The sequence below is a fragment of the Arthrobacter sp. S2(2024) genome (genome assembly GCF_036662515.1).
In the GTDB taxonomy this organism is placed as follows: Bacteria; Actinomycetota; Actinomycetes; order Actinomycetales; family Micrococcaceae; genus Arthrobacter.
Genome location: NZ_JAYKZI010000004.1, coordinates 144,586 through 169,289 on the forward strand (window position 1 = coordinate 144,586; position 24,704 = coordinate 169,289).

The 24,704-nt window shown below is 66.0% G+C and carries 20 protein-coding genes; 10 read left to right on the plus strand and 10 right to left on the minus strand.

The window, feature by feature from the left end; all coding sequences use genetic code 11:
• The first annotated feature begins 96 nt into the window (after positions 1 to 96).
• The 3 genes from VLA65_RS10125 to VLA65_RS10135 are packed head-to-tail and all read left to right on the plus strand — an operon-like array spanning position 97 to position 6,677.
• Positions 97 to 735 carry a DUF4232 domain-containing protein gene (locus tag VLA65_RS10125; protein ID WP_332602429.1) on the plus strand — a complete coding sequence of 213 codons (639 nt, stop codon included), beginning with the start codon at positions 97 to 99 and terminating at the stop codon, positions 733 to 735.
• Between the two features lie 52 nt (positions 736 to 787).
• Positions 788 to 5,794 carry an ATP-dependent helicase gene (locus tag VLA65_RS10130; RefSeq protein ID WP_332602430.1) on the plus strand — a complete coding sequence of 1,669 codons (5,007 nt, stop codon included), beginning with the start codon at positions 788 to 790 and terminating at the stop codon, positions 5,792 to 5,794.
• Positions 5,787 to 6,677 (plus strand): Fpg/Nei family DNA glycosylase, encoded by an 891-nt coding sequence (locus VLA65_RS10135; RefSeq protein ID WP_332602431.1) that lies wholly within the window; start codon positions 5,787 to 5,789, stop codon positions 6,675 to 6,677. Before VLA65_RS10130 ends, VLA65_RS10135 begins: the two co-directional genes overlap by 8 nt.
• A 76-nt stretch (positions 6,678 to 6,753) precedes the next feature.
• On the opposite strand, the gene yczE is transcribed toward VLA65_RS10135, so the two are convergent.
• Positions 6,754 to 7,374 (minus strand): membrane protein YczE, encoded by a 621-nt coding sequence (yczE, locus tag VLA65_RS10140; RefSeq protein ID WP_059388569.1) that lies wholly within the window; start codon positions 7,372 to 7,374, stop codon positions 6,754 to 6,756.
• A gap of 59 nt (positions 7,375 to 7,433) precedes the next feature.
• On the opposite strand from yczE, the gene yczR reads away from it, so the two are divergent.
• Positions 7,434 to 8,918: a MocR-like transcription factor YczR gene (yczR, locus tag VLA65_RS10145; protein ID WP_332602432.1), complete on the plus strand. Its 1,485-nt coding sequence runs from the start codon at positions 7,434 to 7,436 to the stop codon at positions 8,916 to 8,918.
• Between the two features lie 109 nt (positions 8,919 to 9,027).
• Here the strand turns inward: yczR and VLA65_RS10150 are convergent, their stop codons facing one another.
• Positions 9,028 to 9,516: a DUF4188 domain-containing protein gene (locus VLA65_RS10150; protein ID WP_284988702.1), complete on the minus strand. Its 489-nt coding sequence runs from the start codon at positions 9,514 to 9,516 to the stop codon at positions 9,028 to 9,030.
• 92 nt (positions 9,517 to 9,608) lie between these two features.
• Between VLA65_RS10150 and VLA65_RS10155 the strand changes: the two genes are divergently transcribed.
• Complete coding sequence (locus VLA65_RS10155) at positions 9,609 to 10,184, plus strand: TetR-like C-terminal domain-containing protein (protein WP_332602433.1); 576 nt, start codon at positions 9,609 to 9,611, stop codon at positions 10,182 to 10,184.
• Positions 10,185 to 10,212: 28 nt separating this feature from the next.
• Here VLA65_RS10155 and VLA65_RS10160 read toward each other — a convergent pair whose 3' ends face one another.
• Positions 10,213 to 10,905 (minus strand): SRPBCC family protein, encoded by a 693-nt coding sequence (locus VLA65_RS10160; RefSeq protein WP_332602434.1) that lies wholly within the window; start codon positions 10,903 to 10,905, stop codon positions 10,213 to 10,215.
• Positions 10,898 to 11,536, minus strand: a complete 639-nt coding sequence (locus VLA65_RS10165; protein WP_332602435.1) for an ArsR/SmtB family transcription factor — start codon at positions 11,534 to 11,536, stop codon at positions 10,898 to 10,900. The genes VLA65_RS10160 and VLA65_RS10165 overlap by 8 nt, the downstream gene beginning before the upstream one ends.
• Before the next feature lie 89 nt (positions 11,537 to 11,625).
• On the opposite strand from VLA65_RS10165, the gene VLA65_RS10170 reads away from it, so the two are divergent.
• Both VLA65_RS10170 and VLA65_RS10175 read left to right on the plus strand, forming a co-directional pair.
• Entirely contained in the window at positions 11,626 to 12,558 is a 933-nt protein-coding gene (locus VLA65_RS10170; protein WP_332602639.1) for an RluA family pseudouridine synthase, read from the plus strand.
• Between the two features lie 366 nt (positions 12,559 to 12,924).
• The gene (locus VLA65_RS10175) at positions 12,925 to 13,365 is read left to right on the plus strand and encodes an SRPBCC family protein (RefSeq protein ID WP_059388564.1); all 441 of its coding nucleotides are present in this window, start codon (positions 12,925 to 12,927) and stop codon (positions 13,363 to 13,365) included.
• A gap of 21 nt (positions 13,366 to 13,386) precedes the next feature.
• On the opposite strand, the gene VLA65_RS10180 is transcribed toward VLA65_RS10175, so the two are convergent.
• Positions 13,387 to 13,914 carry an O-acetyl-ADP-ribose deacetylase gene (locus VLA65_RS10180; protein ID WP_332602436.1) on the minus strand — a complete coding sequence of 176 codons (528 nt, stop codon included), beginning with the start codon at positions 13,912 to 13,914 and terminating at the stop codon, positions 13,387 to 13,389.
• A gap of 57 nt (positions 13,915 to 13,971) precedes the next feature.
• Here VLA65_RS10180 and VLA65_RS10185 point away from each other — a divergent pair, with 57 nt between their 5' ends.
• The gene (locus VLA65_RS10185; RefSeq protein ID WP_332602437.1) at positions 13,972 to 14,595 is read left to right on the plus strand and encodes a DedA family protein; all 624 of its coding nucleotides are present in this window, start codon (positions 13,972 to 13,974) and stop codon (positions 14,593 to 14,595) included.
• 19 nt (positions 14,596 to 14,614) lie between these two features.
• On the opposite strand, the gene VLA65_RS10190 is transcribed toward VLA65_RS10185, so the two are convergent.
• Both VLA65_RS10190 and ppc read right to left on the minus strand, forming a co-directional pair.
• Positions 14,615 to 14,920 (minus strand): hypothetical protein, encoded by a 306-nt coding sequence (locus tag VLA65_RS10190; RefSeq protein WP_332602438.1) that lies wholly within the window; start codon positions 14,918 to 14,920, stop codon positions 14,615 to 14,617.
• A gap of 197 nt (positions 14,921 to 15,117) precedes the next feature.
• Entirely contained in the window at positions 15,118 to 17,916 is a 2,799-nt protein-coding gene (gene ppc, locus VLA65_RS10195; protein WP_332602439.1) for a phosphoenolpyruvate carboxylase, read from the minus strand.
• A 300-nt stretch (positions 17,917 to 18,216) separates the two neighbouring features.
• On the opposite strand from ppc, the gene VLA65_RS10200 reads away from it, so the two are divergent.
• Together VLA65_RS10200 and VLA65_RS10205 are read left to right on the plus strand one after the other, a co-directional pair.
• Positions 18,217 to 19,053: a DUF1684 domain-containing protein gene (locus VLA65_RS10200; RefSeq protein WP_332602440.1), complete on the plus strand. Its 837-nt coding sequence runs from the start codon at positions 18,217 to 18,219 to the stop codon at positions 19,051 to 19,053.
• Positions 19,054 to 19,198: 145 nt separating this feature from the next.
• Positions 19,199 to 21,271, plus strand: coding sequence for a DUF6807 family protein (locus VLA65_RS10205; protein WP_332602441.1), 2,073 nt, complete (start codon positions 19,199 to 19,201; stop codon positions 21,269 to 21,271).
• 58 nt (positions 21,272 to 21,329) lie between these two features.
• Here VLA65_RS10205 and VLA65_RS10210 read toward each other — a convergent pair whose 3' ends face one another.
• The 3 genes from VLA65_RS10210 to VLA65_RS10220 are packed head-to-tail and all read right to left on the minus strand — an operon-like array spanning position 21,330 to position 24,567.
• Complete coding sequence (locus VLA65_RS10210) at positions 21,330 to 22,187, minus strand: sugar phosphate isomerase/epimerase family protein (RefSeq protein WP_332602442.1); 858 nt, start codon at positions 22,185 to 22,187, stop codon at positions 21,330 to 21,332.
• Complete coding sequence (locus VLA65_RS10215) at positions 22,184 to 23,398, minus strand: dihydrodipicolinate synthase family protein (protein WP_332602443.1); 1,215 nt, start codon at positions 23,396 to 23,398, stop codon at positions 22,184 to 22,186. Before VLA65_RS10215 ends, VLA65_RS10210 begins: the two co-directional genes overlap by 4 nt.
• Entirely contained in the window at positions 23,398 to 24,567 is a 1,170-nt protein-coding gene (locus tag VLA65_RS10220; RefSeq protein WP_332602444.1) for a Gfo/Idh/MocA family protein, read from the minus strand. The genes VLA65_RS10215 and VLA65_RS10220 overlap by 1 nt, the downstream gene beginning before the upstream one ends.
• Between the last annotated feature and the right edge of the window lie 137 nt (positions 24,568 to 24,704).

Here is a 24,704-nt window from a genome sequence, read left to right on the forward strand (position 1 = left end):
TGGGTCGGCGTCCGGAACATTACGATCCGGACGCCAATCCGGCGCCGCTGCCGCGCCGCAGTTGACTCCGGCAAATGACGACGAAAAGCTGTGCGCATGACGAATATGCGAGTCAAGAACGGTCTCCTGCTCACGATGGCAGCAGCCTCGGTATTCCTGCTCTCCGGCTGTTTCCAAACCCAGGCCCAGCCCTCGGGATCAGCCATACCCAGCGACACGGCGTCGGCCTCGTCGTCACCGTCGGCCTCGGCCTCAAGTACTCCTACTTCAGGCGGCAGCGCCACGCCATCGAGCACCGGGACGACGCCATCAGGCGTCGCTCTCTGCAAAGCGGGCTCGCTGACGGCATCTGTCGACTCCACAGGGGGCGGAGCGGCAGGGAGCGTCTACATGAAACTCATCCTGACCAACTCCGGCACGCAACCCTGCGTCCTCAATGGCTTCCCGGGCGTCTCACTCACGTCGGGACCCGCGGGCGATCCGATCGGCGCGGCTGCCGCGCGCGACGACTCGCAGCCTGTGACGCAAGTGCTCCTCGCTCCGGGGAAGGCCGGTTTCGCCCAACTCCGCTACACCCAGGCCGGGAACTACCCCGAGTGCACCCAGGCCCCAGCCGCCGGCTTCCGGGTCTACCCACCCGAGGACACCGCTTCGCTGTTCATCCCGCAGCAATACACGGCCTGCAGCAACACCAATATCAATCTCCTGACCGTCCAGGCGTTCCAGGCGGGGTAGGCGGTCCAGCGCTGTTCCTTATTGTGTCGGTGCCGTGAGGCATGATGGAGGAATGCAGGAGCAGAAGCTACCGGGCGGTCCTGGCAATTCAGCCATGGACCGCTTCAGCCGTGCCACGCGGGAGTGGTTCCTCGGTGCTTTCTCCGCGCCCACCCCTGCCCAGGACGGTGCATGGAAGGCCATTTCTTCGGGATCGCACGCCCTTGTAGTTGCACCCACGGGTTCCGGCAAGACGCTCGCAGCATTCCTGTGGGCGTTGGACCGGCTCTTGTCCGTGTCCCCGCTTGCTTCGGCGGGCGCCCTTCCGGAACTTGAGGGCACAACCGCCCGTGCCAAAGCTCCCAAGCGCAAGACCCGAGTCCTGTACATCTCACCCCTCAAGGCCCTCGGCGTGGACGTCGAACGGAACCTCCGCTCGCCGCTGATCGGCATCACGCAAACCGCCAAACGGCTCGGGTTGCCGGCCCCGCTGGTCAGCGTCGGAGTCCGTTCAGGAGATACGACGACGGCGGACCGCCGCGCGCTGCTCAGCCACCCGCCGGACATCCTCATCACCACGCCCGAGTCCTTGTTCCTCATGCTGACGTCCAAAGCCCGGGAGACGCTCAGCGAGGTGGACACCGTGATCGTCGACGAGGTCCACGCCGTTGCAGGCACCAAGCGTGGCGCACACCTCGCGGTGTCATTGGAACGGCTCGATGCTCTGCTGCCGAAACCCGCCCAACGGATCGGCCTCTCGGCTACCGTGGAGCCGCGCGAGCTCGTCGCACAGTTCCTCGCCGGTTCGGCACCCGTGGAAATCGTCGCACCACCGTCGCACAAGAACTGGAACCTCAGCGTCAGCGTTCCTGTGGAGGACATGTCCGACCTGGCGGGAGCCGCGGGCGCCTTCGACTCCGGGCCGGCCTCCGGACTGCAACCGCAAGCGTCCATTTGGCCGCATGTCGAGGAGAAGATCGTCGACCTTGTGCTGTCGAAGCAGTCCACCATTGTGTTCGCGAACTCCCGGCGTCTCGCGGAGCGACTCACAGCCCGATTGAACGAGATCTACGCGGAGCGCCAACTCATGGCGGTGGATGTGTTTTCCGCCGCGGCGGATTCGGCGCTGGACTCGGGGCTGCCGTCCTCGACGGCGACTCCGGCGCACATGATGGCCCAGGCCGGCAGCACGAGCGGCGCCGATCCGGTCCTGGCCCGCGCGCACCACGGTTCCGTGTCCAAGGACCAGCGGGCACTCATCGAGGATGACCTCAAGTCCGGCCGGCTGCGGTGCGTTGTGGCCACGTCGTCCCTGGAACTCGGCATCGACATGGGTGCCGTGGACCTTGTAGTCCAGGTTGAGTCGCCGCCGTCGGTGGCGAGCGGACTGCAAAGGGTTGGGCGCGCCGGGCACCAAGTAGGCGAGATTTCAGAAGGCGTACTCTTCCCCAAGCACCGGGCAGACCTCGTCCACACCGCCATCACTGTGGAACGCATGCTGAGCGGGAAGATCGAACGCCTCCACGTTCCAGCCAACCCCTTGGACATCCTCGCCCAACAAACGGTCGCCGCCACCGCCCTGGGAAGCATCGATGTCGAGGAATGGTTCGCCACCGTTCGGCGCTCCGCTCCTTTCGCCACCCTGCCCCGCTCAGCTTTCGAAGCCACCCTGGATCTCCTGGCTGGCCGGTATCCTTCGGACGAATTCGCCGAACTCAGGCCGCGCATCATCTGGGACCGGAATGCCGGCACCATCGAGGGCCGCCCCGGAGCACAGCGACTTGCCGTCACCTCGGGCGGAACCATCCCGGACCGCGGGCTCTTCGGCGTGTACATCATCGGCACCGAGAGCGAAGGCACCGGTTCTGGGTCCGGCTCCGGTTCCAGCCAGGCCGGTGCAGGGTCCGCACAGGAGCCCAGTCCGGCGTCGCGCGCTGCCAAAGGCGGCCGACGCGTCGGCGAGCTCGACGAGGAAATGGTCTACGAATCACGCGTCGGCGACATCTTTGCCCTGGGCGCCACCAGCTGGAAAATCGAGGACATCACGCACGACCGTGTCCTTGTCTCGCCCGCCTTCGGCCAGCCCGGAAAACTCCCCTTCTGGAAGGGCGATTCCTTGGGCCGGCCGGTGGATCTCGGCCGCGCCCTCGGAGCATTCGTGCGTGAGCTTTCCGCCTCGGACCAAGAGCCAGCACTGGAACGCTGCAAGGCCAGCGGACTGGACGACTTCGCCGCCGGCAACCTGATCCAGTATCTGGGCGAACAGAAGCAGGCCACGGAAGTGGTCCCTAATGACCGGACGCTCGTGGTCGAACGGTTCCATGACGAACTCGGCGATTGGCGCGTGGTGCTGCACAGCCCCTTCGGCATGCCGGTCCACGCACCGTGGGCACTCGCCGTCGGGCAGCGGCTCCAGCAGCGCTACGGGCTGGACGGTTCCGCGATGGCCGCCGACGACGGGATCGTGCTGAGGGTCCCGATGATGGAGGACGAACCTCCGGGGGCCGAGCTGTTCCTGTTCGACCCGGAGGAGCTTGAGCAGATCGTGACGGCGGAGGTTGGCGGGAGTGCCTTGTTCGCCTCCCGCTTCCGCGAGTGTGCCGCGCGCGCCCTGTTGTTGCCGCGCCAGAACCCTGCGAAAAGGCAGCCGCTGTGGCAGCAACGGCAACGCTCCGCGCAATTGCTGGATGTCGCGAAGAAGTACCCGTCTTTCCCCATCGTGCTCGAAACCGTGCGCGAGTGTTTGCAGGACGTCTACGACCTCCCCGCGTTGAAAGACATAGCAGCTTCGATCGAACGCAGGGAACTGCGCTTGGTTCAGACCACCACGCAGCAGCCCTCGCCCTTCGCCAAATCGCTGCTCTTTGGGTATGTGGCCCAGTATTTGTACGAGGGCGATTCACCGCTCGCCGAACGCAGGGCCGCTGCCTTGGCCCTCGACTCCACGCTCCTCAACGAGCTCCTGGGCAGGGTGGAACTACGCGAACTCCTCGACGCGAAGGTCATTGAGGCCACCGAGCTCGAGCTCCAGCGGCTGGCACCGGACCGGCTGGTCCGTGGGATGGAAGGCGTCGCGGACTTGCTGCGCCTGCTCGGCCCCTTGAGCGTCGAAGAAGTGGCGGCCCGTTTGCAGCCCGAAGGAGTGGAAGCTTCCGCGGATCCGGCCGCGTCGCAACTGGCGGCGGGATCGCATCTGGCCGCATCGCATCTGGCGGCGCTGCGCAAGGCCAACCGCGCCCTCACCGTGACGCTCAGCGGCGTTGAACGATTCGCCGCTATCGAGGACGCGGCCCGGCTCCGCGATGCCATCGGGGTTCCGCTGCCCATGGGAGTGCCGCTCGCCTTCATCGAACCCGTCCACGATCCGCTCGGGGACCTGGTCTCCCGATATGCACGAACCCACGGACCCTTCACGGCCGAGGAAGCCGCCTCGAGGCTGGGACTGGGTGTCGCCGTCGTAAGCACTGCGCTCAAACGCCTGGCGGCGGACGGCCGCGTAGTGGAGGGCGAGTTCCGCCCGCACCCGAGTGCGCCGGCCACGGTTCCCGATGAGGGTTCGGAGTTGTTGGAGACACCGGAACTCCCGGCTGTTCCGCTCCGCGGAGTCCCATTGAGTAGCGAGTGGTGCGATTCCGAAGTGCTGCGCAAGCTCCGGCGTCGTTCACTGGCCGCGCTGCGCGCCGAAGTGGAGCCGGTGGACGCTGCCGCGTACGGCCGGTTCCTCCCCGCCTGGCAAAACGTATCCGTGCCCTCGGCCGGCCGTCCTGGTTCTTCTGGAGGCAGGGGTGCCCCGGCGCTGCGCGGGCTCGACGGCATCATGACCGCCATCGACCAGCTCTCCGGCGTGCCTGTTCCGGCGTCGGCGTGGGAGCCTTTGGTGCTGGCCAGCCGCATTTCCGATTACCAGCCGGCCATGTTGGACGAGCTCATGGCCGCGGGCGAAGTCTTGTGGTCAGGGGCTGGCTCGTTGCCCGGGAACGACGGCTGGATCAGTCTCCATGTGGCCGAAGCCGCGGAGCTCACCCTCAACCCGGACCCTGAATTCGAGCCCGGCGACGCCCAACTCCGCCTTCTGGAATACCTGCAGACCGGCGGGGGCGCCTATTTCTTCCGGCAACTCACCGATGTTGCCGGCGGCATGGACGCGGTCCTTAGCGACGATGCCGTGGTGGCTGCCCTGTGGGACCTTGTGTGGGCCGGCCGCATCACGGGCGACACCTTCGGCCCCGTCCGCGCGATGATTGCCGGCGGACGCACGGCGCACAAACAGCCCGCGCGGCCGCCGCGTGCCAGGTCCCTGCGCATGAGCAGGCTCGGCCGCTCGCACGGCACGGGCTTGATGGGCTCGCCCGGACTCGCGGGCGGCCGCTACGGCTCGGTCACCGGAGCGGCTCCGACTCCCCCGCTCGCCGTTGGACGCTGGTCCGCGTTGCCTGCTCCCGAGCTCGACCCCACCATCCACGCGCGCGGCACCGCCGAACTCCTCCTCGACAGGTACGGCGTCGTGACTCGGGGCTCCGTCATGGTGGAGAACATCGTGGGCGGATTCGGGCTGATGTACAAGGTCCTCGCGCGCCTCGAAGAAGCCGGGCGGTGCCGCCGCGGCTACTTCATCGAACACCTCGGCGCCGCCCAATTTGCCGTGCCGGCGACAGTGGACCGATTACGCTCCTTCACGGAGGACGCCCAACTCGCCAAAACGGAGCCAGTCGCTTTGGCCCTCGCCGCAACGGACCCCGCAAACCCGTATGGCGCGGCCCTCCCGTGGCCCGCGTTGGCCGTCGACGCTGGATCGGGCCACCGTCCGGGACGGAAAGCAGGTGCCCTGGTGGTGATAGTCGACGGCGCCTTGGTTTTGTATGTCGAACGGGGAGGGAAGACCCTGCTCACTTTCAGCCAAGACGACGCCGTCCTGGCCGCTGCCGCTGCCGCGCTCGTCGGAGTGGTGCGGCGGGGAGCCGTGGACAAATTGATTATGGAAAAGGTCAACGGCCATGACCTCTTGGACACCCCCGTGGCTTCCGCCCTTGCGGCTGCCGGGGCGTACTCCACGCCGAAGGGTTTGAGGATCCGTGCCTGAGGGTGACTCGGTCTGGCGGGCCGCCGCGGAGTTGCACAAGGCCCTCGGTGGGCAGACCCTTGTCTCCTCGGACTTCCGGGTACCCAGGTTTGCCACACTGAACCTGGCCGGATGGACCGTGTCCGAGGTAGTGCCACGGGGAAAGCACCTGCTCATGCGCTTGCTGGAGCCGGCGGCGATTGGGTCGGTCGCGACTGCGCCGGCGGACGACGCCGGTTCGGCGGCTACCGGACCATCCCGCCGCGCCCTGACCATCCATTCGCATTTGAAAATGGAGGGAAGCTGGCAGGTCTATTCCCCCGGCGGCCGGTGGAGGAAACCCGGCCACACGGCCAGGTGCGTCCTCCGCACAGCGACGGCCGACGTCGTCGGCTTCTCCTTGGGAATCCTGGAGGTGATCCCGACGACGGACGAGTCCCGCGTAGTAGGGCACCTCGGCCCGGACCTGCTCGGTCCCGACTGGGACGCGGAAGAGGCCGTTCGTCGGCTCCGGGCCGCGCCGGACGCACCGATCGGCGTCGCACTGTTGGACCAGCGGAACCTCGCCGGCCTCGGCAATATCTACCGTTGCGAGGCGTGTTTCCTGGCCGGGGTGCATCCGGCCGCGCCGGTATCGGCTGTGAAGGATCTGCCGGCGATGCTCGCCGAAGCCAAGGTTATGCTCGAAGCCAACCTCGGACCCGGGCCAAGGATCACGCGCGGCACAGCGTTCCCTGGAGTCCGGGGAATTCCCCGCTCCGGCTACTGGGTGTACGGCCGCGAGCACCAGCCGTGCCTTCGTTGCCGGACGCCGATTCGCCGCGGAGTGCTGGGGCCAGCGTCCGGGATGGAAGACCGCACCATCTACTTCTGCCCGGAGTGCCAGCCCGGCTCGTCCGGCTGACGCTGCGGAAATTCCCTGACGCCTCCGGAATTCCGGGGGCGTCAAGAAATCTGCGAGTCGCCAGGAAGATTCCGCGTCACGAAGTGGCCGGCACCGCTTCCGGGGCAGCCACGGGAGCCTTCACCGGAACCGTAAACAGCGGCAGCAATAGCTGAACCACCGGGCCAATGGCCAAGGCGTAGACAACGGTTCCAACGCCGACGGACCCACCCAACAGCCAGCCCACACCGAGCACGACAACCTCGATCAAGGTCCGGGACAAACGCACCGACCATCCGGTGCGGCGGGCAAGTCCCGTCATGAGTCCGTCGCGGGCACCCGGGCCAAGGCGTGCGCCGATGTAGCAAGCGGAGGCGATTCCGTTCAGGACCACGGCGCCGGCGAGCATGGCGATCTGGCCACCCAGGTGCGAGAACGCCGGGATCAGGGCCAGGCCGATGTCCGCGAAGACTCCCACCAGAACGGCGTTGGCGAGGGTTCCGAAACCGGGCATCTGCCTCAGCGGTATCCAGAGGAGAAGAACCAGGAAGCTGACCACTACGACGACCGTGCCGATGCTCCACCCGATCTTCCCCGCGACGCCTTGGTGGAAGACATCCCAGGGGTCCAGGCCAAGGCCGGCCCGGATGAACATGGCCAGGGAGATCCCGTACATTGCGAGGCCAATCAGGAGCTGGGTGATTCTGCGGGTCATCATGAAACCATGCTCCCGAAAACTGGCATTGCTTTCCATAGCCAGTTTGCAATACTGGTCTTATGCCCGGATCCCTCAACCCCACAGCCATGGTGCGTCTCCTCGGTCCGTGGAACACTGGCGCCGCTCCCGCCTATCGCGAGCTTGCCGACGTCGTACGCCTTTTGGTGATGGACGGGCGCATCCCACTCGACGTGGCACTGCCCAGTGAGCGCGCGCTCGCCGTCACCCTGGGCGTCAGCCGGACCACCGTCACTGCCGCCTATGCCAGCCTGCGCGAGCAAGGATTCCTGAGCGGCGGCCAGGGCAGCAGGGGCCGGACGGGCATTCCACACCGGACGGTCCCTGTCAGCGGACCTGGACTGGCCATTCCGGAGGGGATCCTCGACCTCGCCTATGCTTCACTGCCAGCGACGGGCGAGGTGGTGCACCGGGCATTCGCGGATGCGTTGATCGATCTCCCTGCGCTGTTGCCCGGTTTTGGCTACGACGCGGTCGGCCTCCCGCCCCTCCGGGAAGCCATCGCGGACCGCTACACGGCAGCCGGCATCCCCACGACGGCCGCACAGATACTGGTGACTTCGGGGGCCCAGCACGCGCTGAACATTATCCTGAAGACCCTCGCCGGGCGGCAGCAGAAGGTCCTCGTGGAGCATCCCAGCTACCCCAACGCTCTCGATGCAATCCGCGTTTCGGGCTCACGCACGGTTCCGGTACCGATGCCACCTGCCGGCGAGCCGACGTCGGGCGCTGCCGCCGAGCCGACGTCGGGCGGTTGGGATATCGACGGCATGGTGGCCGCAATGCGCCACCAACGCCCGGCCATGGCCTACCTCGTCCCGGACTTCCACAACCCCACCGGGCGGATCATGTCCAACCTTCAGCGGCGCCGCCTGGTCCGCGAGGCGGCAGGGACGGGCACTGTCCTGGTGGTAGACGAAACGCTGCGGGAGCTAAACCTCGACGGCGTCAGCACCTCGCCGCTCGCGGCGTTCAGTCCGGCGGTGGTGACCATCGGATCGCTCAGCAAATCGCATTGGGCCGGGCTCCGGACCGGGTGGATCCGCGCCGAAGAGGACCTGATCAACCGCTTCGTGCAGACCCGGACAACGATGGATCTGGGCGGGCCCGTCGTCGAGCAGCTGGCTGCGGCTCGGCTGCTCCGGGCTTTCGCCGAACCGCTGGACGCGAGGCTTGCGGAGCTGCGGCGGAACCGGGAAGCGCTCCTCGGATTACTGGCCGAGCACCTTCCCGGGTGGCACGTGGAACGTCCGCGCGGCGGGCTGACGGCATGGTGCAGGTTGCCCACGCCGTCGAGTACCGCGCTCACCGTCGTCGCCCCGGACTTCGGCGTGCGGCTCGCGGCCGGCCCGCGCTTCGGCGTCGGCGGGGCTTTCGAGCACTTCATGCGCGTTCCGTACACGCTCGCGCCGGCCCAGCTTGAGACGGCGGTGCTGGCACTGCGCGATGCCCAAGCCCGGATCGATGCGTCGCCGCAACTCCGGAGGACCTTGAAAGCGCCCAAGGAACCCGCCGCCGTCGCGTAGCCCGCCGTTCCGCAGCCCGCCCGCTCCCCCGCCGCCACTTGCCCCTCCGCCGCCCAACTGGCTCGCATTTGTTGTCATTTTGAGCCCTCAGAACGACATTAACTGCGAGTCAGTTGGGTCGCCCGGCACCCATGCGCTGCCTGGCGGTGTTGGTGCCCGGACCGACAGGGACATGGGAGGTGGCTTTGGCCAGGCCAAACTGCGGCATGCCGTTGTAGACCACCTCGATTCCCGACGCCGGCACCTGGTAGGTTTCGTGCCACACGCCGATGTCGCCGCTTCCCGCGACTTCCTTCATGAAGCGTCGCCAGGGCGCCAAGTGCGGCGAGTCCCTGTCCGCCGCGAAGCGCCTGAGATGCTCGGGGCTCTCCCAATAGCTGAGCAGCATGGTGGTGCGCCCGAACCACTGTTCGCACCCGAGCAGTCCGGACTCGGGATGCGTTGCGAGATGGCGGAGCATGGTGGGCATTGACGATGCCACTCGCGCCACTTTGCCGATCTTCCACCAACGGTTGGCCCGCATTCCGATAAGGAATACGGTCACCGATTCGCGCCCGGTGTCGGCCGTGAAGCGCCCCGGGAAGATTTCCTGTGCCATGCGAATCCTTCGGTCTGGGAACGGTAGCTCAAGTTCCGCTCGTCGAGTTTCATAACGTCGTTACGAAACAATGTTATGAAACACTTGGAGGCATGGCAAGACCCATCGTTCATGACCAGCTCGTCCGGCAGCGGCTTCTTCAGGTAACGGCCGAACTCGTTGACCGGCACGGCCCTGCGCGAGTCACGCTCCGCGACGTTGCCGCAGCCGCCCAGACCTCCACCACGGCGGTCTACTCACTCTTCGGCGGCAAGGCGCAGTTGCTGACGGCCGCCGTCGACGACGGATTCCGCTCGTTCGGCGACTCGCAACGGCTCGCCGAAAACGGAGGGCTCCGAGGCTTGGGCCTCGCCTACCGTTCCTGGGCACTTGAACATCCAGCCTTGTACCGGCTCATGTTTGGCGGCGCACTTGCCAGCTATGTGGACTGCAGCCCGACGCCGGCAGTCGCCTCGGAAGCGATGCTTCCCCTGATGGAAGCGGTGACCGCCGCGCAGCAAGCGGGGACCATTCGTGATGCCGAAACCGCGACGATCGCCATGTCCATCTGGGGACAGGTCCACGGACTGGTGAGCCTGGAACTTGCGAACATGGACGAGCCCGGAACCGATTGGGAAGGGATCTACGCCGCCGCGTTGGATGCCGTGGGACGCGGCTGGGCAGCCTGAGCCAGCTTCGCTTCCCTTAGCGGGCGGGTTAGGCGTACACCTTCTCCAGGAAGTCGCCCCAGGCCTTCGCGGTCAGTTCAGAATCGCCGCTGCCGCTGAAATCGTGCACCGTCATGCCCACGGGTGCTCCGAAGGAGTTCCGGCCAAAGAACCGGTAGAGCGTGTCCGCCGTCCGTAGGCCCAGGAAGTGCTGGTTGGAGAAGTCGAGTTCTCCGCTCAGCCGCCCCACCCCGTCGACGTCCACCTCAACCGCGGAACCCTCTGCAACGCCGTTCACGCCGAGGGCCTTCTTCAGTTGCACGAAACCGTCGGGCGCCTGCGAGGCCGCCGGGCCCTGGACGTCCGTGAAGACCACAGGCTTGCCGTCGAAGTACTGAAGGTACTGGCCCAGGGTGTGCAGGTAGAACTCGGTGTGCTTACTGGCGCCGTCGTACTGCCCTTCCCAGTTGTCCGCGAAGATGCCGCTGTGGACATAGTGGAGCTTGGCCCGGCCGCCGTCGAGCGGTTCGAGCACGTGCTCCAACTGGTTGAACCAGCCGTCCGGCCCGTCCATCCGGGTCACAAGGTGGCTGGGATACTCGTCCACGGTTTTCACGGCCGGCCACTGATCGGTGGGAAACATCCAGGCCGAGGTGTCCTGGGTGACAGCCTGCCAGACCCGTTCAGGAGTGCCGGGCAGTTCGGTGTCGGCCACGATTTCGAATTCACGGTTGTCAGTCATTGTCCTGTTCCTTTTCTGGAGAGTGCTGCGTTGTCTTGAGTGCGGGATGAAGTACGACGACGAGCCGGTGCTTGCGTGCGCCGCTCACTGTTTCGGTCGAAGCGCCGGTACCGCCGTCGTGGTACTTGTCCACGAGCCAGGTCACCGCGACAGCGAGCTCCTCGGCAAATGCGGCACGGTCCGACGCCGACCGGAAGGTGATTTCGCCGTCGATCGCGAAGCTCGCAAGCTTCTTCTTGGCCGCGGCCGCGCCGGCTATCAGCTTGCCCATCTCCTGGACCGTCCGGGCCGCGAGGGCCAGGAGCCAGAAGGCGGAAAAGCGGTCCGAGAAGCGCCGGGGATCCGGCGCCACGGATGCAAGTGCCACCGGCGAGATCAGGTACGACGCCGCCGTCGCGCGCAAAACGCGTTCGGTGACGTTGCCCTTCTTCCGTTCCTCCACGAGTTCGACGAGTCCATGCCGCTCGAGGGCCTTGAGATGGTAGTTGACTTTCTGCCGGGGCAGGCCCACCTTGACCGCCAGCTGCGTGGCGGAACCCGGCTCGACCAGTTCCTGCAGAATGCGGGTGCGGATCGGGTCCAGCGACGCTTCCGCCGCGGCGGGATCCTCGATCACTTCGATGTCCAACATGCTTCCATTCTGCCTACCGACAACTTTTATTGTCAAGAACTTTTTTCTCGTCGGAGGCCTGGCCATAACCCCGGTAGAATGGACCGGTGATGCAATCCCCCCTTCCAGTGCGCGACGGCGTCAACGCCACCCGCCTGCGCCTCCCGGACGAGGGGCCCTGGGACACCGCGATGGACTACATGATGCACCGCTGGGGTCATATCGACCCCCAGGGCATCGAGGACAGGTTCGACGCCGGCGAAATCGTCGGCGAGGGCGGCGCGCCCCTTGATCGCCGCACCCCGCTCGAAGAACACACCTTCATTTGGTACTACCGCACGCTCCCGCCGGAGACTCGTATGCCGGTGGAGATCAACATCCTGCACCAGGACGAGCACCTTCTGGTCGTCGACAAGCCCCACTTCCTGCCCACCACTCCGGGCGGGACCTACATCCAGGAATCCGCACTCGTCCGTCTCCGGAACCAACTGGACCTGCCGGACCTCATCCCGATGCACCGGCTCGACCGCATGACTGCCGGGGTGTTGCTGCTCTCCACCAATCCGGAGACCCGCGGCAAGTACCAAGTGCTCTTCGAAAAACGGCAGGTGCAAAAGGAGTACGAGTGCATCTCCGCCGCGGCACCCGCCGCGGGCTTTCCCGCCGTCGAATTCCCCGCCGTCGTGCGCAATCGCATGACAAAATCCCGCAGCTACCTTCTCGCCGAGGTGATCGACGGCGAACCCAACGCGGAAACCCGCATTGAGCTGCTGAGAACGTTCGACGACGGCGGCGCCGGCCGGGCGCTCTACCGGCTTGAGCCCCACACCGGCAAGACCCACCAGCTTCGCGTGCACATGGCTTCGCTCGGGCTGGGAATCGTGAACGACGCGTTCTATCCCGAACTCCTGGACAAGGCCCCGGACGACTACTCCAAGCCGCTGCAATTGCTCGCTCGCGGCATCCGCTTTGTCGACCCCATCAGCAAGCAACCCGTGGAATACCGGAGCCGTCTCGAGCTAGGCGAAGCCCACCCCGCCTGACCCTCCCCCCAAACCATCGCTCACATATGGCGCCCTTTCCCGGGACGCTCGCTCACCAATAACGGCTTTCCCCCAAACCATCGCTCACATATGACGGCCCTTCCCGGGACGCTCGCTCACCCAAAATGAGGAACATGTTCAGCTTGGGGTCGTACCCGCGCGAGCGTCCCCCAAACACCCACATATGTGAGCGAGCGTCGGGCCAAACACCCACATACCCGAGCGAGCGTCGGGGACGGGTGTTCAGGATCCGGGGACGGCGAAAAAATGGCGCGTTCCCGAGTTGCCAAGCGGACCGGGCGTATATGCTCGGTTTTGCCGGCCCGACAACCGCGGGCGGTGTTCGGTCTCGCGAAAAGGAACCACATGGCCCACGCTGAAAACGAAGTCTCGATCAACCGCCCCGCAAACGACGTCTACGCCTTCCTCGCGGACGGGCTGAACAATAAGCTGTGGCGTCCGGGCGTGAAGAATGTCGCCCTCGCAAGCGGAGAAGCAGGCAACAAGGGTGCCGTGTACTCGCAAACGATGGCTGGCCCCGGTGGTCGCACGATCGCCGGCGATTACGAGATCACCGCGGCCGAGCCGGGCAAGCGGCTCGATTTCCAGGTCATCGCGGGCCCCGCCCGCCCAACAGGATCCTTCACCCTGAACGAGGCCGACGGCGGCACCACCGTTCGGTTTGCCTTGGATCTCCAGCCCAAGGGCTTCATGAAGCTCATGGGCTCGATGATCACCAAGACCATGGAGTCGGAAGTCGGACAGCTAGGGCAGTTGAAGTCCGTGCTTGAGGCGCAGTCCGTCTGACGCCGCTGCGAAAGCGTGCCCTCACCCGTCCGAAGCCCCGAACACGCTCCGGAACACGTCGGTCGTCTCCGCACTGAACAGCACAAATTCGACGAGTTCCAGCCCGCTGGAGCTTTCGACGTCGAGCCGGCTGACGGCGTCGAGCGCTACCGCGGCGACCTCGCGCGCGTCCCAGCCGTAGACCCCCGCGCTGATTGCGGGGAACGCAACGGAACTCGCTCCGAGGGACGCTGCCACTTTCAGGCTCTCGCGGAAACACGACGCCAGCAGTTCCGGATCGTTCTGGCCCGCGTGGCGGTTGGGGCCAACTGTGTGGATCACCCATCGGGCAGGCAATTTGAACCCGGGGGTAGCCACGGCTTGGCCCACGGGCAGCCCGTGCGGGTACCGTTCGCGCACCTCCATGCACGCGGCCAGGAGCTCCCTGCCCGCGGCGCGATGGATCGCGCCGTCCACTCCCCCGCCACCCATCAATGACGAGTTGGCGGCGTTGACGATCGCGTCGACGTCGCGCGTGGTGATGTCACCTTGCAGGATTTCGAGCCGCATGGCGCCAGTCTTGCACGACACTCCGGTGGATGCACCAAAGTGCGGTAATTTGTGCCCATGGACATCACCACCGCCGATGGCTGGGGAGCCGCGATCTATGCCTGGATCATCCCCATGGTGGTGGGCGACGCGATCTTCCCGCCCATCCCGTCCGAAATGTTGGTGATCACCGGTGGCGCGCTGGCAGCGGAGGGCCGGGTCAACCTGTGGTTGGTGGGTTTGATGGCCGCCGTCGCCTCCTGGCTGGGCGACATGATTGTTTTCCAACTCTTCAAGCGTCGCTTGGGACACATCCTGGACCGTTGGGCGTGGGGCCGCAAAGTCCATCAGGGCATCCACCGGGCGATCGCCAGGGCCGGGCGATCCTCCACTTACGGCGCGATCATCGGAGCCCGGTTCATCCCCGGCGGGCGGCTGGCTGCGTCGGCTGCTTCCGGGATCGCAGAGGTTTCCTCCCGCGGCTTCAGTCTCTGCGCTGGCTTGGGCGGCCTGTTGTGGGCCACGTGGCAAGCCGGGTTGGGTTACTTTGCGGGCTCGACGACGAAGCTTCCGTTCTGGGCGAGCTCACTGATCGGCGTCGGCGTGGGTCTGCTGATTGGCGTCGTGGTGGGCGTGATCGTCACGCATCGCCGGGGTGACCGCTCGCCGGTGGACGAGCCGGGCGAGCCGCCGCACCTTTAGGCGCGTCCCGGCGTCGGGCTCAAACCGGCGACCATTTCCCCCGTTTGCGACGCAGCACATAAAGGTTCCCTGTGAGCGCTACGCGTTCGACGGCGTCGCGCATCATGGCTGCCGACGCGCGGGCTTCGCTGTTCTCGCCCGGATAGTCGCGCGGCTCCACGAGGAAGCGGAGGCTGATTTGGGCGACGCCACCAACAATGTCGAGCTGATTGGATTCGACATGATGACGCGTTTCCAGGGCCGCAAGCGCAGCGGCCATTACCGACTCCGGCGGGTTTCCTGGTTTGAGCCCGGTGATCTTCAACTTGGTCTGGAACGACGGCATCCCTCAACCCTAAACGCTCGCTGTGAGCGAGGGTTTCCAGAAGGACGCATATATGTGAGCGAGGGTAGGACGGACGCAACCCTCGCTCACAAACAAGCCCTCCCTGCCGCACGCTCGCTCACATGATGTGAGCGAGCGTGCGCCGAAAGACCCACATAAGTGAGCGAGCGTCGGAAGGGAAGGAACGGAAGGAGCCGCTATCCCGTGTTCCGGAGGCCGGCGGCCACGCCGTTAACGGTGATGAGCATGGCCCGCTGGAGTCGTTCGTCAATCTCGGCGCCGGAAATGGAGGCCTCGCGGACGCGGCGCAACAACTCCACCTGCAGGTAACTGATGGGGTCGAGGTACTGGTCGCGGATTTCGAGGGAACGCTTGAGCGTCGGCTGGGCTTCCAAGAGCTCGGTTTCGCCGCTCAGGAGTTCCACCTCGGCAACCGTGAGATCGTACTCAGTACGGATTGCCTTGAACAGGTGGTGCAGCTCTTCCGGAACCAGCGAAGACACGTAGTGCCCGGCGATGTCCATGTCCGTCTTGGCCAGGGTCATCTCCACATTGGAAATCACGGACTGGAAGAAGTGCCAGCGCTTCATCATTTCGGCAAGCTCAGCGGTGTTGCCTGCCTCGCGGGCTGCCTTCAGGCCTGAGCCCACGCCGAACCAGCCCGGAACGATCTGCCGGGACTGCGTCCAACCGAAGACCCACGGAATGGCCCGCAACCCGCCCAGTCCCGCACCGGAATCCGGCCGCTTGGAGGGCCGCGAGCCGATGTTCAGGGATCCGAGTTGCTCCACCGGCGTCGAGGCAAGGAAGTACGCCGGCAGGTCCGGATCGTCGATCAGGGAACGGTACTGGGCAAACGCGGCGTCGGAAATGATCTCCATGACGTGTCCGTAGCGCTCGCGCTCGTCGTCCGAGGTGCGCGGGGTGCGGTGCAGCGCGGAACCCTGCATCACGGCCGCCAGGGAGAGCTCAAGGTTTTCGCGGGCGAGCTCCGGCAAGGAGTACTTGTCCGAGATGACTTCGCCCTGCTCGGTGAACTTGATGGCGCCTTCAAGCACTCCGTTGGGCTGGGCCATGATGGCGTCGTAGGTCGGTCCGCCACCACGGCCTACGGAACCGCCGCGGCCATGGAACAAACGGACGTTGACGCCATGCTTGGCGGCGACGTCGCGTAGCTTGCGTTGGGTCTTGTGGATCTCCCACTGGCTGGTCATGACACCGGATTCCTTGTTGGAGTCCGAGTAGCCGAGCATGATCTCCTGGACATCGCCACGCAGCCGTACCAGCTCACGATACGACGGGTCAGAGAGCAGCAAGTCAACGATTTCGGCCGAAGCACGCAGCTCTTCCACGGTCTCCAGGAGCGGGGCGAAGCCGATCTTGGCATACGGAGCCGCGCCGAACAGGTCAATCAGTCCGGCTTCGCGGGCCAGCACAGCGGCAGCCAGGACATCGTCCGCGCCGCGCGTCATGGAGATGATGTAGGTTTCGACGACGTCGGGCCCGTACGTCTGGAGGGCGTGGCGGATGCTGCGGAAGACGTCGTAGGTGCGGTCGCCGTCGCCGTCGAGCTTGATGGGGTGGCCGGACAGCGGGCGGCGCGAAGCCAGCTCCGCGCTCAGCCGCTCGAAGCGTTCGGCGCGGCTCAACTCGCCGTAGGGAGTTCCGACGCCGATCCGGTCCACCAACTGCCCGACGGCGTCGTGGTGGTAGTCGGCATGCTCACGGATGTCGAGGGTCGCCAAGTGCAGCCCGAAGGAAGCGATCGCCCGGCGGACCCGGGCCAGGGCGCCGTCGGCCACGAGCACGGCCGAGTGTTTCCGCAGCGAGGCCTCCAGCAGTTCGAGTTCGGCCAGCAACTCGGACGTGGAAGCGTAGTCGCGGCCGGGTTCGTGGTGGCTGGATGCGGACACGCGGCGGCCCGTGTTGATGAGCTTGGCCTTGATGCAGGTCAGCTTGAGGCGGTAGGGCTCCTGCGCGTTCAGCTCCAGGATGCGCTTGTCCAGGCCGGGCAGGTTCTTGAGGTCGACGGCGATCGAGTCCAGGAGATCCTTTTCCGCGTCCACCAAGGCTGTGGAGTTGGAGAGGATGGAGATCAGTTCGTCGATCATCGAGATGCTGATCCGCACGGCGTGCTGGTTCTGCAGCTGCAGGATTTCGCGCGTGACCGAAGCGGTGACGTTCGGGTTGCCGTCGCGGTCTCCGCCGATCCAGGAACCGAAGCGGATGGGGGCGTTGTGCGCTGGCAGCACGACGCCGTGCTCCCCCAGCAGCTCTGAAAGGTCCGTGAGCATTTCCGGCATGGCATCGGTCAGGATGCTGCTCAGGTAGTAGATGGCGTTGCGGGCCTCGTCCACGGGAGTGGGGCGGACTTGGCGGAGTTCGTCGGTCTGCCACATCTGGTCGATGATCTCGGCGAGCTGGCGGTCCTGCCGACGGCGGGCGGCCGTGCCCTCAACGGTGGATTCGGCCAGGACGTCCGAGAGTTTACGGATCTTGTCCAGCACCGAACGCCGCGAGGCTTCGGTGGGGTGCGCGGTGAAAATAGGACGAACGTCCAGCTCATTGACGACGTCCTGCAGGGCCTGGGTTCCGGCCTCATCGGCGATCTCGGCCACGGCTTTGGCCAACCAGCCGTCCTTTTCCTGGCGGGTGCGCAGTCCGCGGACACGGTGCACTTGCTCGGCGGCGTTGGCGAGGTGGAAATAGAAGGCGAAGGCACGGACCAGCTCAGTGGCTTCCTCAAGAGGCAATGAGGCGAGCAACTCGCGGACCTGGGCGACGACGTCGTGCGCGCTCCACGGGCCTGTGGCATCGGCGCCGCCGCGGGCGGCTTCCTTGGATTCCTTGGTGAGCAGGCGCACCTGCTCGACGAGCTGGAGCAGCTCGGGGCCATGCTGGCGGACCAATGACTCTCCGAGAAGCGTGGAGACGCGGCGGACATCGGCCCGCAGTTCCGCGGCAAGGTCGGTGCTGAGATGTGCAGTGTCAACCATGAAAAATACCTTCTGGCGTTGGGTGTGGCCCGTACACTGCGCTGGATACTGTGAGCCGGATTACTAATATTTCCAAAGGAATCCTACCCGCAGCCCTGAGGCCGGTGGCAATCCGTCTCAAATGTTGTCGCGGGCTCCGCCTGCGCGCTCCGCCCGCCCGCTCCGGCCCAACTGACTAGCAGTTGTTGTCGTTATGAGCCGTCAAAACGACAACAACTGCTAGTCAGTTGGGTTCCGGGAATGGTGGCGACGGGTGCATGGTTAAGCCAACGAACACCGCCCCAAGCCGCTGGAGGAACCATGAGCGCAACAGCCCCCGCAAGCAACGCCCAGCTGGAACGCTGGCAACGTTTCCGCACCGGCCGCAACGCCGCCCTCGCTGCGGACCACGGCTGGCTGACCCTCACCTCTTTCCAGTGGCTCGAATCCGCACCCGCCGCCGTCGAGCTCGTCCCCGGGCTTTGGTCTACGGACGGCACGACGGCGACACTCACCGCGAGCGCGACCGACGGACTCACGCTCGTGGACACGGGAGCTCCCGTGGACGGCACGATTTCAGCCACCCTCCAGGACGAGGAATCGCTCATGTGGGTGCAGTTCGGCGGCTCGGATGGCACGGAAGTGGTGGTGGAACTGGCCATGCGCGCGGACAAGTACGCCATCCGGACCCGGGACGACTCCTCGCCCGTACTGACGGAGTTCGACGCCGTTCCCACCTTTGAATACAACCCGGACTGGGTGCTTGAAGGCCGCTTCGAGGCGTACCCCGAGCCCGTGGATGTGCCCATCGGGACAGCCAATCCTTTGGTGGATGGGGTGCACCGATCGGTAGGCGAGGTAGTTTTCCGGGCGCCTGGACTTCCCCACGAGATCCGCCTGCACGCCGAGGCCGAGAAGCTCGGAGCCCTCACGGTGACCTTCCACGACGAGACGAACGGCAACACCACGGACGAATGGCGCAAGCTGGCCGTCTCGCGCCCCCGGCCCGACGGTTCCGTGGTCCTCGACTTCAACCGCGCCATCAACTACCCGAGCGCCTTCACCCCATATGGCACATGCCCTATGCCTGTAGCGGGAAATTCGATCGACGTGGCGGTCGAGGCCGGGGAGAAACTGCCGGCCGGCCGGATCGTCTAAACGCAACCGCCTAAACGCAGCAAACCAAAGCCGTTACATCTCCCCTGGACTCAAGGTACACTCTTCTTGGAAAGCGCTTACCAAGCGGTCCTGAAACGACACCGACGTCAGCAGCCCCGCCTCCCGGGGACAGATGAGGAGAGCCATGGGCACCCTGTCCACGCCCGTCCCGGCAGAACGCAACCCGGCAGAACACAAACAGTCCGGCCATGAGCCCAGCAGGGTGGCCCTTATTGGGGTCCACGGCTTCGGCGCGCACCACCTGCAGAACCTCGAAAGGCTCCAGGCAAACGGCGTGGTGCGACTTGTTGCCGTGGCGGATCCGAATCCGCCCGCCCCCGGCGCCCTCCCGCCCGGAACCGCGGTATTCAGCAACTTGGACGAGCTCTTGGCGGGAACCCCCGCGTTGGACCTCGTCATTGTGGCCACCCCCATCCAGACGCACGCGCAACTCGCCCTCACGACGCTCCCCCACGCCGATCTATACCTCGAGAAGCCTCCAGTCGCTTCCCTCGCCGACTTCAATCGCCTGCAGGAAGCCGCCACCGCAGCTGGCAGAATCGTCCAGGTCGGCTTCCAAAGCCTCGGATCCCGGGCCCTCCAGGCCATTGATGAACTCCTTGCGGCGGGAGAGATCGGCACGCTCCTGGGCATCTCGGCCACCGGGCGTTGGGTGCGTGACCGCGCCTATTACAAACGCTCACGATGGGCGGGTAAGCGCAGCCTTGACGGCGTCGACGTCGTCGATGGGGTGGCGACCAACCCCCTGGCCCACGCCATCGCCACAGCGCTGAGGATCGCCGGGGCGAAAACCGTGGACGATCTTGCGTCCGTGGATACGGACCTGTACCGCGCCAACGACATCGAAGCCGACGACACCTCCGTCATTCGGATCCGCACCGCAGCGGGCGTGCCCATCACGTGCGCGCTCACCCTCTGCGCCGCCGAGTCCGTGGAACCGTACATCACCCTGCAGGGCAGCGAAGGCACTGCAGTGTTCCATTACACCGAAGACCGCCTCACGGTAAGCTCAGCCGCCGGGAAGCGCGAAACCGTATACGGCCGGGTGGACCTCACCGAAGACCTGCTGGAGCATCGTCGCTCGACGCCGGGGCCCGCAACCGCGCCGCTGATCAGTCCGCTCGCGGACAGCGGCGCCTTCATGCAGGTCCTCGAAGCCATCCGCACCGCGGAATCTCCGGCGCTGATCCCGGAGCAGTACGTCACCTGGGAGGGCGAGGGCGACGCCGCCCGTCCCGTGGTCGACGGAATCGAAGACGCCCTGGAACGCGCGACGGCGGCGCACGCCACCTTCAGCGAACTCGGCTTGCCTTGGGCGCGGCCAGCCGTCGACGCCGGAAGGCCGGTTTTGAGCCTGCCCGACGGCGGCGAGCTTGGCGGCGCTGCCCTGTTGGCGACCGTGCAGAGCGGTACAGGCCTTGCCACGCGGCTCTCCCCGCGGCCCTATCTGCACCCGGTCCGTACACTGGCCGGAGTCCCCGTAACCGATCACCTGCCGGCAGACCACCCCTGGCACCTTGGCGCGGGATTCACCTTGCAGGATGTGAACGGGACCAATTTCTGGGGCGGCAAAACGTACATCCGCGCGTCGGGCCGTTACGAAGAACGGCAAGACCATGGGCGCATCATCGAGCGCTCCACAGTGTCCGGGCCCGGCTTGCTGGAGCAGGAATTGAGTTGGCAGGCATCGGACGGCGCCGAACTTCTCCGCGAACGCCGCACCACCGGCTCCCGGCAGCTCGACCGCCGCACCTGGCAACTGGAGCTAAGAACAGAACTGACCGCCGTCGTCGACTCCTCGCTGGGCAGCCCCGGCTCAAACGGCGCCCCCGGAAGCGGCTACGGCGGCTTTTTCTGGCGCTTGCCTGCGTGCGCCGAAGCTGAGGTCTTCACTGCCGAAGGTCGCGGCGAACCCGAAGTCCACGGCTCGGCGTCACCGTGGCTGGCTTGGGCAGCCGACCTCCCTGGAGGCCCCGCCACCGTGGTGTTCGCTGCCCCGGCTGAGGCGCCGGATCTTTGGTTCGTCCGGATGGCGGCTTACCCCGCAGTGGGTTCGGCCCTCGCGTGGGACCGGCCAGTGGTGCTTGCCGCAGGGGACTCATTGGTCCGCACGTTCACGGTGTGGCTCGTCGACGGCAGGCTATCTCCGGCCGAGATTGCAGAACTGGTGGCCGGGCGGGTCTCCGCCACGGGATAGGCACACTGAAAGGGCGGGGCACGCAATGTGCCCCGCCCTTCAGACCGCCGCCGCGCCGTTAGGCGTACGGAAGCACGAGCTCCGCGTAGCGCTGCTTCATGGTTTCCAGGACTGAATCGCCGTCTGCGTCCCAGATGTCCTGGTTGAAGATCTCCACCTCGATGTCACCCGTGTATCCGGCGTCGCGCACCCAGCTGCCGATCGTCGCGAAGTCGATCACGCCGTCGCCCATCATGCCGCGGGACAGCAGGGCGTCGGCGGCGATGGGGAGGTTGAAATCGCACACCTGGTAGGATGCGATCCGGTTTTCCCGGCCGGCCCGCTGGATCTGCTGCTTCAGTTCCGGGTCCCACCACACGTGGAAGGTGTCGACGGCGACGCCCACCGCCTTCGCGTCGTAAGGCGAGGCGAGGTCGAGCGCTTGGCCCAGCGTCGAGATGAGGGCCCGGTCCGCCGCGTACATCGGGTGCAGGGGTTCGAGCACCAGCCGGACCCCGTGTTCGACGGCGAAGGGCACCAGGTCCTCGAGGCGGTCGGCCACGCGCTGGCGGGCCGCGACGACGTCCTTCTCTCCCGGGGCGAGTCCGCCGACCACCAGGAACAGCTCCTGCGTATCCAGCGCGACGGCTTCGAGGATGGCTGTCCGGTTGTCCGCCACAGCGGCGGCCTGCCCTTCGGCGTCGGCGGCTGTGAGGAAGCCTCCCCGGCAGAGGGAGGAAACGCGAAGTCCGGCGTCCTTGATCAGCTTGGCCGCTTTGTCCAGGCCGGTGTCGGCGACGATGTCCCGCCACGGGCCGATCGCCGGGATCCCGGCACGGACGCAACCGTCCACCGCCTCGGCGAGGGTCCATTTCTTGGTGGTGGCGCTGTTGAGTGACAATCTGGAAAAGTCGGACGGCCGCGAAAAGTCGTTCATGCGCTCACCCCGTTGATGCGGAGGTAATCGGACATGCGGAAGGCGGCCAACGCGGGATCGCTCAGGAGCCCGGCCTGATCGGCGAGTTCGAAGGTGCGTGCCAGGTGGACCACGGAGCGGCCGGAATGCAGCCCGCCGACCATTTGGAATCCGGGCTGTTTGCCGTTGAGCCAGGACATGAAGGCGATCCCGGTCTTGTAGTAGAACGTGGGGGCGCTGAAGATGTGCTTGCCCAGTTCGCGGGTGGAGTCCAGGATGGCGCGCGCGTCCGCGGCGTCGCCGGCGTCGTACTTCTGCAAGGCGACCGAGGCGGCAGGGTAGATCGCGGCGAAGATGCCCAACAGCGCGTCCGAGTGGTGGGCGCCGTCGCCGTCGATCAGTTCCGGGTAGTTGAAATCGTCGCCGGTGTAGAGGCGGACGCCCTCCGGAAGGGCTGCACGCAGGGCAACTTCATGCGAGGCGTCCAGCAGCGAGACCTTCACTCCGTCCACCTTGTCCGCGTGGTCCCGGATCAGGCCAAGGAAGGTTTCCGTTGATTCGGCGACGTCGTCCGATCCCCAGTAGCCGGCCAGTGCGGGGTCGAACATGGTCCCGAGCCAGTGCAGGATGACGGGCTGGTCCACCTCACTGAGGAGCGTGGAGTAGACCTGCAGATAGTCCTCAGGGCTTGCTGCCACCTTGGCCAGCGCCCGCGACGCCATGATGATGACCTTCGGTCCCGCTTCACTCACGACGGCGATCTGCTCGCGGTAGGCGTCCAGCACGGTCTTGATTCCGGCGGGCCCCTCGGGGACAGAGTCCAGGTCCAGCTGGTCAGTTCCGGCACCGCAAGAGACGAGGTCCCTGACGGTCTTCCCGGCGGTAGCGGTGTTGCCGGATGCCACCACGGATGTCGCTTCGACGCCGGTTCGCTTGATGAGCTGCTGCGTGGCGGCCCAGTCCAGGCCCATGCCTCGCTGCGCTGTGTCCATGGCGTCGGCAACACCCAGGCCGTAGGACCACAGTTCGTGCCGGTACGCCATGGTGGCGTCCCAGTCCAAGCGCGCGGGGGTACCCGGGGTGTTGTCGGCCGTTGCTTCGGGGATCACGTGCGCCGCGGCGTAGGCACGCCGTGAGGTCAAGGGCGACGTCGGCCTGGCCCACGACGTTGCCGGCCGCACCTTGTAGAGGCGGGTCCCGCCGTCGTGGTTTGGAAGGAGGAGGGAAGTCATCAGAGCACGATCTCCGGGATGTCGATGGTGCGGCGCTCGGCCGAGGACTGCAGGCCGAGTTCTGCGAGCTGCACGCCGCGGGCGGCGGAAAGCAGGCCGAAGCGGTGCTCCCGGCCGGCGACGACGTCGCGCAGGAATTCTTCCCATTGCAGCTTGAAGCCGTTGTCCAGATCGGCGTTCGCGGGAACTTCCTGCCACTGGCTGCGGAAGGACTCCGTAACGGGCAGGTCCGGGTTCCAGACGGGCTTGGGGGTGTGGGCGCGCTGCTGCGCGACGCACTTGTTCAGGCCCGCGACGGCGGACCCGTGCGTGCCGTCGATCTGGAACTCCACGAGTTCGTCGCGGTAGACGCGGACCGCCCAGGAGGAGTTGATCTGTCCGACGACGTCGTCCCCGCCCGGGGTCTCGAGCTCAAAGATGCCGTAGGAGGCGTCGTCGGCCGTGGCCTTGTATTCCTTGCCGGATTCGTCCCATCGGGTCGGGATGTGGGTGGCGGTCTTGGCGTTGACGCTCTTGACCTTGCCGATGATGCCTTCAAGGACGTAGTTCCAGTGGCAGAACATGTCCGTTGTCATTCCGCCGCCGTCTTCCTTGCGGTAGTTCCAGGAAGGGCGCTGCGCCGCCTGGACGTCGCCTTCGAAGACCCAGTAGCCGAATTCGCCGCGGATCGAGAGGATCCGGCCGAAGAAGCCTTCGTCCACCAGGCGGCGCAGCTTGACCAGCCCCGGCAGGTACAGCTTGTCGTGCACCACGCCGGCCGTGACACCGGATTCCTTGCCGATGCGGGCCAGCTCGATGGCCTCCTCCAGCGTCTCCGCCGTCGGCTTTTCGGTGAAAATGTGCTTTCCGGCGCGCATGGCCTTCTTCAGCGTCGCCGCGCGGAGGCTCGTCATCGACGCATCGAAAACGACGTCGACCGTGGGGTCGTTGATAACTGCGTCGAGGTCGGTGGACCACTCGGACACCTTGTGGAGTTCGGCGAGTTCGCGGATCTTCGCTTCGTTGCGGCCAACCAGGATCGGTTCGACCTGGACGCGGGTGCCGTCTGCCAAGGTGAAGCCCCCGGCGTCGCGGATGGGAAGGATGGAACGCAGCAGGTGCTGGCGGTAGCCCATCCGACCAGTGATGCCGTTCATGGCGATTCGGATCGTCTTTGTTTCGGTGCCCATGAGTCCTTCTTCAGATGGAAAGCAATGAGGTGGGAAAGCGCATTCCCAATGCATTCATGATGACACGCCGCCCCGGGTCTGGCAATCGCTTTCCCACTGCTAGTTGGGCCTGCAATAATCGGATGTTGCTGGAAGTG